The sequence below is a fragment of the Spirochaetae bacterium HGW-Spirochaetae-1 genome (assembly GCA_002839375.1).
GTDB lineage: Bacteria > Spirochaetota > UBA4802 > UBA4802 > UBA5550 > PGXY01.
This window is the reverse complement of the sequence record PGXY01000003.1, coordinates 515,642-528,372: the sequence shown is the minus strand read 5'-3', so window position 1 is coordinate 528,372 and position 12,731 is coordinate 515,642. Positions and strand designations below refer to the sequence as shown.

At 48.4% G+C, this 12,731-nt stretch carries 16 protein-coding genes; 7 read left to right on the top strand and 9 right to left on the bottom strand.

Annotated features, from left to right (window positions below):
* Positions 1-63 precede the first annotated feature (63 nt).
* Positions 64-1,263 carry a hypothetical protein gene (locus CVV44_06980; protein ID PKL39957.1) on the bottom strand — a complete coding sequence of 400 codons (1,200 nt, stop codon included), beginning with the start codon at positions 1,261-1,263 and terminating at the stop codon, positions 64-66.
* 22 nt (positions 1,264-1,285) lie between these two features.
* On the bottom strand, positions 1,286-1,504 hold the full coding sequence (locus CVV44_06975) for a hypothetical protein (protein PKL39956.1): 219 nt from the start codon (positions 1,502-1,504) through the stop codon (positions 1,286-1,288).
* Positions 1,505-1,775: 271 nt separating this feature from the next.
* Here CVV44_06975 and CVV44_06970 point away from each other — a divergent pair, with 271 nt between their 5' ends.
* A complete protein-coding gene (locus CVV44_06970) occupies positions 1,776-2,648 on the top strand; it encodes a hypothetical protein (protein PKL39955.1) in 873 nt (290 codons plus the stop codon).
* 51 nt (positions 2,649-2,699) lie between these two features.
* Here the strand turns inward: CVV44_06970 and CVV44_06965 are convergent, their stop codons facing one another.
* From CVV44_06965 to CVV44_06940, 6 genes are all read right to left on the bottom strand, one after another.
* The gene (locus tag CVV44_06965) at positions 2,700-3,137 is read right to left on the bottom strand and encodes a hypothetical protein (GenBank protein PKL39954.1); all 438 of its coding nucleotides are present in this window, start codon (positions 3,135-3,137) and stop codon (positions 2,700-2,702) included.
* 2 nt (positions 3,138-3,139) lie between these two features.
* Positions 3,140-3,334, bottom strand: coding sequence for a hypothetical protein (locus CVV44_06960; protein ID PKL39953.1), 195 nt, complete (start codon positions 3,332-3,334; stop codon positions 3,140-3,142).
* 102 nt (positions 3,335-3,436) lie between these two features.
* Complete coding sequence (locus CVV44_06955; GenBank protein ID PKL40138.1) at positions 3,437-3,727, bottom strand: ferredoxin; 291 nt, start codon at positions 3,725-3,727, stop codon at positions 3,437-3,439.
* Positions 3,724-4,902, bottom strand: coding sequence for an acetyl-CoA synthase subunit gamma (locus tag CVV44_06950; protein PKL39952.1), 1,179 nt, complete (start codon positions 4,900-4,902; stop codon positions 3,724-3,726). Before CVV44_06950 ends, CVV44_06955 begins: the two co-directional genes overlap by 4 nt.
* Complete coding sequence (locus CVV44_06945) at positions 4,899-5,246, bottom strand: ArsR family transcriptional regulator (protein PKL40137.1); 348 nt, start codon at positions 5,244-5,246, stop codon at positions 4,899-4,901. The genes CVV44_06950 and CVV44_06945 overlap by 4 nt, the downstream gene beginning before the upstream one ends.
* A gap of 60 nt (positions 5,247-5,306) precedes the next feature.
* Positions 5,307-5,555 carry a hypothetical protein gene (locus CVV44_06940; GenBank protein ID PKL39951.1) on the bottom strand — a complete coding sequence of 83 codons (249 nt, stop codon included), beginning with the start codon at positions 5,553-5,555 and terminating at the stop codon, positions 5,307-5,309.
* 162 nt (positions 5,556-5,717) lie between these two features.
* Here CVV44_06940 and CVV44_06935 point away from each other — a divergent pair, with 162 nt between their 5' ends.
* Together CVV44_06935 and CVV44_06930 are read left to right on the top strand one after the other, a co-directional pair.
* Positions 5,718-6,167 (top strand): hypothetical protein, encoded by a 450-nt coding sequence (locus CVV44_06935; GenBank protein ID PKL39950.1) that lies wholly within the window; start codon positions 5,718-5,720, stop codon positions 6,165-6,167.
* Positions 6,148-6,651 carry a pyridoxamine 5'-phosphate oxidase gene (locus CVV44_06930; GenBank protein PKL39949.1) on the top strand — a complete coding sequence of 168 codons (504 nt, stop codon included), beginning with the start codon at positions 6,148-6,150 and terminating at the stop codon, positions 6,649-6,651. Before CVV44_06935 ends, CVV44_06930 begins: the two co-directional genes overlap by 20 nt.
* Before the next feature lie 25 nt (positions 6,652-6,676).
* Here the strand turns inward: CVV44_06930 and CVV44_06925 are convergent, their stop codons facing one another.
* On the bottom strand, positions 6,677-7,162 hold the full coding sequence (locus tag CVV44_06925; protein ID PKL39948.1) for an ADP-ribose pyrophosphatase: 486 nt from the start codon (positions 7,160-7,162) through the stop codon (positions 6,677-6,679).
* A 229-nt stretch (positions 7,163-7,391) separates the two neighbouring features.
* Here CVV44_06925 and CVV44_06920 point away from each other — a divergent pair, with 229 nt between their 5' ends.
* From CVV44_06920 to CVV44_06905, 4 genes are all read left to right on the top strand, one after another.
* Complete coding sequence (locus CVV44_06920; GenBank protein ID PKL39947.1) at positions 7,392-8,099, top strand: hypothetical protein; 708 nt, start codon at positions 7,392-7,394, stop codon at positions 8,097-8,099.
* Positions 8,100-8,243: 144 nt separating this feature from the next.
* Positions 8,244-10,580 carry a hypothetical protein gene (locus tag CVV44_06915; protein PKL39946.1) on the top strand — a complete coding sequence of 779 codons (2,337 nt, stop codon included), beginning with the start codon at positions 8,244-8,246 and terminating at the stop codon, positions 10,578-10,580.
* Positions 10,581-10,582: 2 nt separating this feature from the next.
* Complete coding sequence (locus CVV44_06910; GenBank protein ID PKL39945.1) at positions 10,583-10,960, top strand: hypothetical protein; 378 nt, start codon at positions 10,583-10,585, stop codon at positions 10,958-10,960.
* A gap of 39 nt (positions 10,961-10,999) precedes the next feature.
* Positions 11,000-12,700 (top strand): hypothetical protein, encoded by a 1,701-nt coding sequence (locus CVV44_06905; GenBank protein PKL39944.1) that lies wholly within the window; start codon positions 11,000-11,002, stop codon positions 12,698-12,700.
* The last annotated feature ends 31 nt before the right edge of the window (positions 12,701-12,731 follow it).

The following is a 12,731-nucleotide window of genomic DNA, read 5'->3' as shown; positions in this document are numbered from 1 at the left end:
GCACCCCTTTTCGGTGCGCCAGGAACGGGTGCACGCCTTTTTTTGCAATATACCCCTGCCTGGCTAACGTGCGTTCTTCTCGAGAATTCTTTCTTTGTACATTACGTGCCCCGTGAGCGGCTTTTGTTTTCCGCCTATGGTATTCTTATTCAGAAACAAGGTGAAGAGAAAGCATTCACTGCCGATTTTGGCCGATACCTGCGCATAGATGCCATCAGTGATGCGGCCTTGAAGGGCGCTGCGGGTAGAGTCAGTCCATTCCACCACGCTTTCGCGGGTCCATTCCTTGCTCGTGACATTCACCTTCAGAATGGAGGCTCCCGGATTGGCTTTGAGCACAATGGATTTGGCCATATTCGTTAATTCCCCTGAATCACTGCCCCTGTATTGCGCGGGCTTCATCCTGCGGTTCTCAAGAATGCTTTTATCGGCATCTTCAAGCATTTTGTCCAGCTCGGCCTTGCGGGCATTCAGTTTATTGACCCTGTCGGTATTGGGAAAGAGCCTGTTGGCATTACTGACATACAGGTCGATGTTGTTCCGCTGGTTGCGTTCCAGCGACTGGGGCCTGGCTTCCCCCTTCCGCTCTTTCATCCATTTTATCCCCTCCTCCAGTTTCTCGCTCGCCAGAGCGGGAATGCGATCTCTGCTTGCTTCATAATTCAATATGGAAACTTTAATATCATATTCAGCCTGGCGGAGCTTGAAATGAGCGTCTTTGTCAATCCCGGTTTTTAGAAATTCGGCGTAAAGGGACTTTGCTTCCTCGTAATACTTGTTGGTTGCAAGAAGGCTCTCGATGTCATCGGTGGGAATGCCGAAAATTCCCTTCGAGCCCGGATTGGAATCGGCCTTGTATTGCGACAGTCGGCCGGCCCAATCCTCGTAGATCCTGTCCTTGGCGGCAGTGTCTTTCTCCTGCTCGAGGCGTTTTTCCTGTTTGCCTGATTGAGCGGCTTTAACGGACTTCTCTACTTGTGAAATCCGGTTTTCCGCGGCGATCACGTCCTTATGTGACGCAAAATCAGGATAGGATTTCTTTATTGTCGCCAGTTCTTCTTTGGCGCGGTCAAGATCATTCATGTTGGACGAGCCAGACTTCAGTCGGGATTCGGTATTATCGAGATAGGTGTTGATCTTTTTAATACGGCTCGTCACGCCTCCCGGGACTTTCGTCTGGGCGACAATCTCTGCAGTAGCAAACATAAACATGCCGGCAAGAACAGCGGCAATCACTGTGTAATAATTGATTCTTCTAATCATAACACCTCTCCTTTGATAATAGTTAGAGAATTTCCTTTCTGATTCCTTCGATCAGGTACTCAAGCCCGTTAAGCTGAATTTCGTAGAGCGTAGAGAGCAGCATACCCAATTTGCCTTCGGGAAAACCTTTGCTATGAAACCAGACTACATAATTTTCAGGAAGGTCACAGAGTAACCTATCCTTATATTTACCGAAAGGCATCCGCATTGTAACCAGTTCTCTCAGTATTTCTGAATTCATTTAGTAACCTGTTAAATTTATCAGCGGGTCGGAAGACCGGTGTGATTAATATATTTTATTCCGTGAATGTCAAGGGATAATCCGGCTTCCCTGGAATAATTCATAGAGGGCTGAGGCCGGGTTTTTTATACCGGCGGTGAGTATATTAAATTATTGACAAAAATATACCCGGACAGGAAGACTTCTATAAATTTTATTCAATGGCGGAAGGAACTCGTTTCCTTCGACTGGATAAAAGCAATATCATATTTTTGTTTAAAGAGCGTTGATTATGAAGCCTCGTAAAGGACTCAAACTGAGAGAGCGATTCCTCTCCATTGAAACACTCGAAACCATGCATAACATCACTCTTTTCCGCTATGCCGGTTCCCTTTTCGGTCTCTGGCATATTGAAGGTTGTTTTCTCCAGGTTGATAACTTCTTCATAGACACGGGAAACCCTAATTCGAGTAGTGGAGACTTTTATCAATACCTGAAGCGTCTTGACAGGCAACGGGAATGGAATATCCTCAATACGCACCTGCACGAGGATCACTGCGGGAAGAATCATCTTGTACAGAAAGTGCTTAAGGCAAAAATATTTTCCCCTGAAGAAGTGGAAGACTTCAGCTTCGTCTCACCGCTCATGGACCTTGTGTGGGGACGGCCCGAAATGTTCACATATCGGTCCATAGACCGGCCCATCTATACGACCGACCGGGGAAGGAACATCGAAGTCATTGAGACCCCGGGCCATTCTCCCGGCCACGTATCCTTTCGCATCATGCCCGATGACATCATTTATTCCGGCGACGCGATCCCCCTGCCGGTGCGGAAAAGATATGTCACTGCCGGGGAGGATTACATTACGGAACAGGAAAGCCTGAAGAAGCTGTTCCGTTACGCGAAGGGCGGCACCCGTTTTGTTTCCGCCCACCATGGTATCGTAAGTGATGCTGCAGGTCTTATCAGTGAAAGGATCAGGGGTATGCAGGAGGTCATCGACTCAGTGAACAGCCACATTGCCTTGGGCTTGACCAGTGAGGCTGAAATAGGGCTGCGGGTTTTCGGCAGGCCCGAGGTCTTGTATGCCCGCTTCGGCAATAGCCTGAGGTGCCGTGAAGACTGGACGATCCGTTCCATTCTCGAGAGCCCGGTTTCCTGAATTAAATGAAACATCTGTACTAGATTGGAGGTTGTGGCTCTCCAGACCTCTTCAGGATTCTCCGAGAAGCTTCACGTCAAGGGCGTCTTTATCCCGGCCCGTTGCTTTTTTATTTTTTATCATCATGTCCCTGCTGATATAGAACACCTCAATTTTTCCGAAGGTGCCTTTCACCCTGGTGCTCCATATCTCATCAATAGTCACTCCCGTAATTTTTTTCAGAACGTCGATTCTTACGGGCGGCCTGCCAAACTGGATAGTATCATTATCGGAAAGGTCTTTTTCCGTCAGTCCCAGATCTGATCCAAAAAAGTCCCTTACGGTTGTCAGAACTTTTTGCGCGTTTTCTCTCGATGGATATATCAGCAGGTCGATGTCTCCGGTGTAGCGCGGTATGCCGTGAAATCCCAGGGCATGGGCCCCGACAATGACAAAGTCTGCATTGTTTTTTGACAGGAGCGATATGAATTCCAGAAAATCATCATGCATGGTTATGGCCGTTTTGTAACAATCTTTTCAATTCTCGGCGGCTCTGCAAGGCCCATTACCATAAAATGATGTTCCCGCAGATGACTCATTGCTTCGATCCTTTCTTCCGTCGACCTTCTGAGCCAGTACTGCAGGTCCTTTTTGTCATCATCCTCATCAAATGAGCATTTCTTTACAACAGGTTCGATTTTTTTCATAATGGTATCCTGAATTCCGATGACTGTGTGAGAAATTAAATTTCCGGATATATTTTATACATTCTCGGTATTAATGCAATCGCTTTTTCTATATATCTGAAATCAACAGCAGCTCTGTCCCGGCCCGGAACAGTCGCAGGTGGGTTCTCCGCCGTAGATCATGCTGTGGATGATGGCCGCGGCGCATCCCACGCCGGCCGAAACGGTGATGGCCCCGAATGCGCAGTTTATAGCGCAGGCCCCGCATTCCATGCAGGCATCGGCGTCGGTGAGGCGGGCCTTTTTATCCTCCATGACAAAAACAGCGTGGGGGCACACCTCGGTGCAGCGGCGGCAGCCCGTGCATTTATCTTCGTTGTATTTCAACGTGGTGACGTTCTTCAGGTATTTCACAATATCCCCCATTGCATTATTTTATCTCCCAGCAGGAGCATGGCGGAAAGGATCGCCGCACCCTTGTAAACGGGAAGAGCGTAGTGCAGCTCCTTTTTTACACCGGAAATTCCCGTGTAGGTCGTGGCGCCGGTGAACTGCAGGGCCAGGTATGAGGCCGCGGCAGGAAAGAAGATAAGCATGGCCAGGAGAAGAGGCATGCTTCCCCCGTGCATCTGTGCCGTGTATGCAAGTGCCGCGGTTACGGCCAGTCCCATGAGCCATCCCTTCAGAGCGAAAGAACGGAAGGGGATAAATGGAAGCAATACGGGTGTCACGAAGGCTCCGGCCAGTACTGATGCCACTCCAAGGAAAACAAGGGGCATGCCACGGGTCAGCATGTCGTGGAAAAGTATGCCCCGGGGCTGCAGGCCGGAAAAAAACAGGATCGCAATGATGAAAATCAACAAGGGCCTGGCGGCCGGGACGATTTCCATAGGTGTCAGAATAAACCGGTCTTTCATGGGGAAAGTGATTCGCCTCATTCCGGCATCGGCCTGCATGTTGTTTTCGAGGTAAGCCGGAATGTCCCCGGCACGCACGGGGCCGAAATATACCCGCATTCCCGTGCGCCGCTGCACCTCGGCGGCGTTTACACCGGGAGCGCCCAGTTGGGGAAGTATTATTTTTTTATGATCCACGAGACCGATCAGGCCCGTGGATTGTATCCGGTGTATTACCTCGGCGGTGCCAAAGGTTCCCTTGCCGGCGGCGCACCACACGTTGATGCCTTTCGTGTCCAGGACCAGTATCCAGGCATCAATGTCTGCAAGCTCGCGACGTATGATATCAAAACTTAGTTTATAATTGCAGGAAACAAGCACCGGTGAATTGCCGTCGGGCGTTCCTTTGGCATAAAGGCCCGGCAAAACTGTATAGCTCATGCGGAAAGCCCCCAGGCGCGAGCGTATCTGTCCCAGGTGATCGGCCCGTTTCCACGCGGCATTAACCTGCGGGAAGGTGCGGCCATTGAATGCATATGTGCCGGTTACGAAATCCTGACCGGGGAGGGATTCTGACGTTGATGCTCCGTCACCTGCCGGGCCGGGAATCACCGGAGAACATCCACATTCCGGTGAAGTTATCGGTGATATTTTTATCCCCTGTGTGTGGCCCGTAATTTTAATATCTTTCATTTTTTATCTCCGCAGCACGATGATTTTCCAGACGCTCCCAGTTCATCGAGAAGATTAGAGAACATTTCGGCAAGCTCACCGAGGCGGTCATGGTTGATACAGTAGCAGGAACGCGGTCCCTCGATTTCACCATGGATGAGCCCGGCCTTTTTCAGCTCCCCAAGATGCTGGGACACCGTGGACTGGGCCAGGGGGAGAACATCAACGATTTCACCGCAGATGCAGGTATTGCGCAAGGCCAGGGTTTTCAGAATGGCGATGCGTGCCGGGTGGGCCAGGGCCCGGGCGAATTCAGCCAGGGCTATTTCCCTGTCCTGAAACATTTCTTTCTTTGTTTGTGCCATACCAAACGTATATCGTAAATATACGATAAAAGTCAAGAATTATTTTTACTTTCCTGTAAATTATTCTTCCATGTCGGGATTATAATACCGACTGAAGAGATTGTAAAAGACCCCCATCTTCATGAGCATGACGCCCTTGCCGTCGCGGCTCACAGTGGCCATGAGCTGGTCGCCGGGCTGAATATTCAGCTTTTTGCGGATTTCCGCGGGAATTATTACCTGACCCTTGTCGTTGACCTTCACCACACCGATGATCGGTTCTTCTTCATATTTCAGTTCTTCTTGTTTGTCAGCCTTTTTTTTCGCCATGATTGATTACCTGGTTTTTATCTGAGCCGGTACCCCGTCATCTGTCAAACAAATTATGAGTCTGTGTGTAAAATAATAAAAGTAATAAATTTATTACAAATAGTACTTGACTGCCGGGAGGAGTGTGTTTCAATACGGCAGATCAAAAGCAGGAGGTTTATCATGAAAGCCCTATGGTTTCTCAGGTTAGGCGGCATCTATCATCTGTTCTGCGCCGCTATTCACCTTTTTTTTCCCAGCATGTTTAAATGGGACGAGGCTCTGTCCCTGCTTCCGCCGCCCCACAATATGATTATGGGAGCCAATCTCAACATCATGAATCTGTGCATGCTTTTTTTCTGGGTCATGCTGGGTGTGCTGCCGCTGGTGTTCGCGCGGGATATCACGGAAAGTCGATTCGGCAGGGCGTTCCTGGCCTTCATTGTTCTTTTCTGGATTTTCAGGATCGGGGTGCTTCAGCCCATCTATGTGGGGTTTTCAACGGCTGAATCGTTGCACATGACGGGTTTTTTTATAATAGGGCTTGTTCTCTTTACGGTGCCTCTGGCGCAGAGCCTGAGATCGGCCGGCCGTGAGCGTAAAAATAAGGAGGATGATGATGGAAATCAATGACCGAAACTGGGATCTGGCAAAAAAGATATATATCCGGTCGGTGCGGAGCACCATGTATTGTTCCGTTGCAACTATCGGTATTGACGGGGAACCGCACATCTCGCCCATTGGCTCCCTGTATCTGACGGAGCCCGGGAAGGGATATTACTTTGAAGAGTTCCTTCCCGTAATGCGGAAGAACCTGGAAAAGGACAGCCGCATCTGCGTTATGGCCGTTAACGCCGGAATGTTTTTCTGGCTTAGCTCGCTGCGGAAGGGCCGCTTTGCGTCAATGCCGGGTATCCGTCTATACGGCCGCGTTGATGCAAAAAGAAGGGAAGCCACGGACGAGGAGCTGCGCCGGTGGTTTTCTGTGATTAAAAAACTGAAACATTTCAGGGGATATGATCTGCTCTGGGGAAATATGAAATATGTTCGGGACGTGGAATTTTACTCCATGGAGCAGCTCAACGTGGGAGAGATGACAGCCGGGTTTTCACTGTAAGTGCGGCGGTTCAGCAGAGGTATTATTATTTCCTCCCCTCAAGCCAGTCCCTCACGGCCAGGCCTGTGCCGTAATTCCAGGGCCGCAGTTTTTCAACGGGGATATGCTTTGTCTCGGCTATCTCTCCATTGAGGTTGATTTCACCCTCGGCCTTTACATGATAGGCGATGATGAGCTGGTTCATGGCTGCGTAATTGTACAGGCCGATGAGGCCTGCCACAATGCCGGTAAGCCCCAGCTCCTCTTTTAATTCACGGAGAACCGCTTCCCCGGGCTCTTCCCCCGATTCAAGGAAACCCGTTATGACGCTGAAGATCTTTTCCGGCCAGGAGGCGTTCCGTGCCAGGAGTATCGAGCCTTCATGTTCGATGAGCGCCGCCACAATGGGGACGGGATTATCCCAGTGAATATAGCCGCACTGCGCCGATGGGCATGCCGGGCGTTCCTTTCCTTCAATTGTTACCGTCGTCAGCGATGATCCGCACTGTGGACAGAATAGTATCTTTTTCATGGCCCGTTCCTCCCGGGAAATGATGCATCAATCCGTATCGTGAGAATAATGGTACTGATGAGGAATGGCAAGTCATAATTCATGACCGGTTAAAAAAAGGAGACAACGAATTTTGTTCCCGATATTTTTTTGTTGAAGACAAGCAGGAGATTCTGGTATATTTATGGATAATGGTTGTTTTTGAAAAGTATTTTTCTAAAGGGATTATCAGCCGGTAAAGAGGATGTAAATGACGGAAACCAGTATCACAAAGAAGCAGATTATTCTGCGGCTCTTTATCATTTCTTCCCCCCTGCTTCTCAATGATTTTTATCTTCGCCTGGTGCCGGAAGACGCCGTGGCCCTCAAACTGGTCCTCGATGTCATGGTCTATATCTTCTGGCAGAGTACGCTTATCTACCTCGCTTTCAGGGCCCGATGGTTTACCGTTTCAGATCTGGGTCTTTCCCGGGAAAGAATAGGAAAACAGATTCTTTCAGGATTCATTATTCTGGCCCTGGTGTCCGTCGTTTCTCTCGTCATTGATATCGGGGGATTCTTTATGGAACGTTCATTTCATATAAAGGTGGGATCGGTATGGTATTTCCCCGTTCCCGACTGGCACCCCGTTCCGGCATTTTTCTATGTCCTGTATCTCTCCATCACCGCCGGTGTGTATGAAGAGATAGTATATCGCGGTATTATCATATCCCAGCTTCGTTATGTGACGGCGAAACCATGGATTCTTGTCACTGTTTCAGCCCTTGTTTTCACCATTATTCACTGGTCCATGGGGCCCGGTACCTGGATAATCGCCCTTCTTTTCGGTGCTTTCTGGGCCTGGCTTTTCCTTCGTCAGGGGAAACTCCTTCCCATCATGATCGCCCATTTTCTCTACGATTTCCTGTCAATTTACGGGATTCCCGGTCAGATAATGAGCGGTCTGGGATTAAAATGATCCATCCCTCCATCGGTAAACACTAAATTATTTGACATTCAATGCAAAATCCTCTATAATCTTGTCTATCCGTGTTCATAGGAGAGTATTGTACATGAATTTTCACTTTTTATTATTAATGATCCTCCCGCCTGGAGAGCGGAGATGCTTTCAACCCTCAGCATAGTAATCGCCGGTATAACGGCATATGTCGGCCTGTTCCACATTTCGATTTTTTTCCATGACAGGTCAAGAAAGGACAGCATCTTTTTCTCCCTGTTCTGTTTCTCCAATGCCGTGTATGCTGTCTTCAGTTTTTTTTACTACGGAGAAGCCTCTCAACCGGGTGCCGTTGCTTGGCAGTACGGCATGTCTCTTATCGTTCCCCTGATAACTATTTCTTTGCTCTGGTTTACACTTTTGTTTATCGGTCAGAAATCCCGCCGGGTTTCATGGCTCATAACGGCTTTTTATGGCGCGTATTATCCCGTTGCCATTATCCTGGACCCGTCCTGTGTGCGTGACGCCGGAAGAATGTCGGTCAGGATATTTGATTTTCCGGGAGGCATTGATGTCAGGTATTATGACGCAGCTCCGGGAATTCTTACATATCTCCTCTATGCGGTTCATATCTTTCTTTTTATCTATCTTATTATTCTCACTATTCGGTCTCTTGGGGATGGGCGGAAGGAAGCAAAGCCTCTGGCCGCAGTTCTGGCAGTGCTGATTCTTTCATTCGCCTATGACGTCCTGGTGGGCAGGGGAGTATTTGACGGCGTATATTTTATGGGATATACATGCTTTATGGCAGTTCTTATCATAAACAGGTCTCTGAGCATGAAGATCGTGGGCGGTGCTTCTGCGCTGCACAGCATGGAAGAGAGCGAGGAACGATACCGGGCTATTTTTGAGAACAGGGGAACGGCCACGGGAATCGTCGACAGGGAAAGCACCGTACTGCTTTGCAATGAACGCTTCGAAGAATTGTCCGGATACTCCAAAGCTGAAATAGAAGGAAAAATGAAATGGACGGATTTCATTTATCAAGAGGATGCGGAGCGCCTGCGTTCAAATAAAACTTTTCTGCAGGACGGCAACGTCTTTCAATTCGAGTGTCGGCTGAACAGCCGTAGTGAAGGTGAAAAATATATACAGGTTAACAGTTCCTACATACAGGGCAAAGGGCTGTACGTTGTGTCGTTGAACGATATAACTGACCGGAGAACGGCGCAATTAATGCTCCTGCAGAAAAACCTTGATCTCAAGGCAGCCAACGAGGAACTGGAAGTGACCAATGAGGAATTTGAGGCCCAGAATGAGGAGCTTGCAGCGGCTTATACGGAACTGGAGTCCAGGGAAAAGCAGTATCGCGATATTTTTAACATGGCCACCGATTCCCTTTTCATCTACGATGAAAAGGGCTTGATTGCCCTGGCAAATCCCACGGCCTGTGAAACTTACGGTTATACAGCCGAAGAACTGAAGGACATGGAAATATCCCGTCTCGTGCATACCGATTACAGGCATCTATTCTCGGAGTTTATGGACAGCATGAGGAAAAATGAAACGTATCGCGGTAATGCCATGGATATCCGAAAGGACGGTACGACATTGTACACCGAAGTGCGGGGATACTGGATAACATATATGGGGAAGCCTCACATATTGTCTGTTGTGCGCGATATCACTGAAAGAAAAAGGGCCGAGGACCTCGTTGTTCAATCGGAAAAAATGATGACCGTGGGCGGGCTTGCCGCAGGGATGGCCCACGAGATAAATAATCCCCTCAGTGTAATCATCCAGGGTATTCAGGCCGCCTTGAACCGCATATCTCCCGGGAGTGAAAAGAACAGGGAAGTGGCAGCCGGCGTGGGGATTGATCTTAATAAGCTGGAACAATATCTTGAAGAAAGGCATATCAATGTCTATTTCAGGGGGATGCAGGAGGCCGCCGCACGGGCGGCTAAAATCGTGTCGAGCATGCTCAATTTTTCACGCAGTGGCAGCACCAGGATTTCCACCTCCCTCCACGGCATAATCAATGAGAGCATCGGTATGGCGGAGAAGGATTACAGCTTTGAAAAAAAATATGATTTTAAACACATATCGATAAAAAAAGATTTAGATGAAAGCATCGGCGACATTCTCTGTGTGCCGGAGGAAATTGAACAGGTCTTCCTTAATATTCTGAAGAACGCCGCTGCAGCCATGTCGGAAAACCAGGCGGAGGAATATACACCCGAAATAATTATCACTACCAGGAGGGAACAGGGCCATGTCGTCATTACCATAGGGGATAACGGCCCCGGTATGGATGAGAAGGTGAAGAAGAGGGTGTTCGAGCCCTTTTTTACCACGAAAAGTCCCGGGAGCGGAACAGGACTTGGATTATCCGTATCATATTTTATCATTACGTCAAACCATCATGGTACTATTGAGGTCGAATCCGAGTCCGGCAGGGGTACTATTTTTACTGTAAAATTACCACTTGGAGCTGAATAAATATGAAAAATCAACAGATTAAAATGCTCATAATTGATGATGAGGAAATGCTCGGTGAGATAGTAAAAGATTATTTTGAAGACCTGGGCATTACGGTGAAACAGGTGGTTTCCGGAAAAGAGGGAATAGACGAGCTTCTTGAAAATGATTACGATGTGGCCCTGGTGGACCTGCGGTTGCCCGATACGAGCGGCACTGATCTTATAAGCCGGGTGAGCAGGGAGCGGAGCCATATAAAATATTTTATTTTTACAGGATCGCTTGATTTTATTCTGAATGATGAGATGAGATCACTTGGCCTGAGCGATGAATCGGTCATTTATAAACCGGTGCGCGATATGAGTGAGCTGTATAAAAGAATTATGAATTCTTTCAGGTAACAAGGAGAAATCAGGTGGTGTGCCGGGGATAGTATTATTATGGAAAAAATAAAATACACAATTCTATGTATCGATGACGATGAGATGATGCTCTCCCTGGTGGAGGATTATCTCAAACAGGCGGGCTATAATGTACTGAAAGCCGGCGACGGGGAGACCGGTCTCGTGCTTATGAAACAGTATAAGCCCGATTGCGTCCTTCTTGATCTCAGGATGCCGGGAATGGATGGTTTCAAGGTGCTGGAAAAACTGACCGGTGAATATATTAGCCTGCCGGTGCTTATTATGTCAGGTTCTGATAAAATCCAGGATGTCATCAGGGCCCAGAGAAAAGGCGCCTGGGACTATATAACCAAACCTATGGAGAGCATGGAGCTCATGCTGCAGGCCATTGAAAAGGCCCTGGAGCGGGCGGCTCTCATTCAGCAGAACCATGAATATAAAAAATATCTCCGGGAGAAGGTGGATGAGAAAACGGAAGAACTAAAGAGGATGAACGAGTCTCTTGTCAGGGAGGTGGAAATACGAACCACGTCAGAGACTGAGTTGCGTATTGCCGTGGCCAGGGCCGAGGAGGCGAATCACGCCAAGAGCCAGTTCCTGGCCAGGATGAGTCATGAGATACGAACACCTCTCAATGCCATTATCGGGATGACGAACCTGGCCCTGATGACCGACGATGACGAGGAACGTCTCGACTACCTCATAACGGTGAGGGAATCTTCGGACCATCTTATAACGCTTATTAATGATATACTTGATTTTTCCAAGATTGAAGCGAAAAAACTCATTCTTGAATTGATTGATATTGATTTTCACCGCTTTCTCAATGATGTTATAAGAGCCATGAGCGTCAAGGCGGGTGAGAAAAGCCTCTACCTGGTTCTTGATCTTGATACCGGTGTTCCCCGTTATCTGAAAGGTGATCCCTCCAGAATACGGCAGGTCCTCATAAACCTTATCGGGAATTCGCTGAAATTCACCCACAGGGGCGGCGTCACGTTGAGTGTGCGAGCCGACAAAAAAAGCGGTGCCGATGCCGAAGGCGGTTTGACAATATATTTTTCCGTCAAGGATACGGGAATCGGCATTCCGAAAGAGAAATTCGGCATTATATTCGAAAGTTTCACCCAGTCCGACGATACTACCTCGAGGAACTATGGCGGGACGGGCCTGGGTCTCAGTATATGCAGGGACCTGGTGGCCATGATGGGTGGATCCATTACCGTTGAGAGCGTCGAGGGGAGGGGAAGCGTATTTTCTTTTCATATCATGCTGAAACCCGGGAAGGAAGTGTCCGATACTACGCTGCAGACACAAATCGATGCTTTATCAATTCCCTTTCGTCAGTTGAATATCCTCCTTGCCGAGGATAATGAAGTGAACCAGAGGCTGGCCACCGTAGTTCTCCGGAAGCTGGGGCATTCCGTTGATGTGGCCAAAAACGGGATAAAGGTCCTGGAGAAAGTAAAGGAAAACCGCTATGATATCATACTCATGGATATTGAGATGCCCGATATGGACGGCATTGAGGCGACAAAACGGATACGCCGGGGCGATGCCGGACCCGATGTCATGCAGGTACCGATTCTTGCCATGACAGCCCATGTGCTTGATGTAATCAAGGAGGAATGCCTCAGGGCCGGCATGAATGAATATATTACAAAACCGGTGAAGATTGAGGAACTGGGACCTCTCATGAGTGTGATACTGTACAATGATAAAAACAGGCCGAAATGATTCCCTGTGTCGCATAACAGAACTATGGATG

What these genes read in the sequence shown, in the direction of transcription:
- CVV44_06980 (PKL39957.1), bottom strand. Translation starts at nt 1,263, where the DNA reads ATGATTAGAAGAATCAATTATTACACAGTGATTGCCGCTGTTCTTGCC.
- CVV44_06975 (PKL39956.1), bottom strand. Translation starts at nt 1,504, where the DNA reads ATGAATTCAGAAATACTGAGAGAACTGGTTACAATGCGGATGCCTTTC.
- CVV44_06970 (PKL39955.1), top strand. Translation starts at nt 1,776, where the DNA reads ATGAAGCCTCGTAAAGGACTCAAACTGAGAGAGCGATTCCTCTCCATT.
- CVV44_06965 (PKL39954.1), bottom strand. Translation starts at nt 3,137, where the DNA reads ATGCATGATGATTTTCTGGAATTCATATCGCTCCTGTCAAAAAACAAT.
- CVV44_06960 (PKL39953.1), bottom strand. Translation starts at nt 3,334, where the DNA reads ATGAAAAAAATCGAACCTGTTGTAAAGAAATGCTCATTTGATGAGGAT.
- CVV44_06950 (PKL39952.1), bottom strand. Translation starts at nt 4,902, where the DNA reads ATGAAAGATATTAAAATTACGGGCCACACACAGGGGATAAAAATATCA.
- CVV44_06945 (PKL40137.1), bottom strand. Translation starts at nt 5,246, where the DNA reads ATGGCACAAACAAAGAAAGAAATGTTTCAGGACAGGGAAATAGCCCTG.
- CVV44_06940 (PKL39951.1), bottom strand. Translation starts at nt 5,555, where the DNA reads ATGGCGAAAAAAAAGGCTGACAAACAAGAAGAACTGAAATATGAAGAA.
- CVV44_06935 (PKL39950.1), top strand. Translation starts at nt 5,718, where the DNA reads ATGAAAGCCCTATGGTTTCTCAGGTTAGGCGGCATCTATCATCTGTTC.
- CVV44_06930 (PKL39949.1), top strand. Translation starts at nt 6,148, where the DNA reads ATGATGATGGAAATCAATGACCGAAACTGGGATCTGGCAAAAAAGATA.
- CVV44_06925 (PKL39948.1), bottom strand. Translation starts at nt 7,162, where the DNA reads ATGAAAAAGATACTATTCTGTCCACAGTGCGGATCATCGCTGACGACG.
- CVV44_06920 (PKL39947.1), top strand. Translation starts at nt 7,392, where the DNA reads ATGACGGAAACCAGTATCACAAAGAAGCAGATTATTCTGCGGCTCTTT.
- CVV44_06915 (PKL39946.1), top strand. Translation starts at nt 8,244, where the DNA reads ATGCTTTCAACCCTCAGCATAGTAATCGCCGGTATAACGGCATATGTC.
- CVV44_06910 (PKL39945.1), top strand. Translation starts at nt 10,583, where the DNA reads ATGAAAAATCAACAGATTAAAATGCTCATAATTGATGATGAGGAAATG.
- CVV44_06905 (PKL39944.1), top strand. Translation starts at nt 11,000, where the DNA reads ATGGAAAAAATAAAATACACAATTCTATGTATCGATGACGATGAGATG.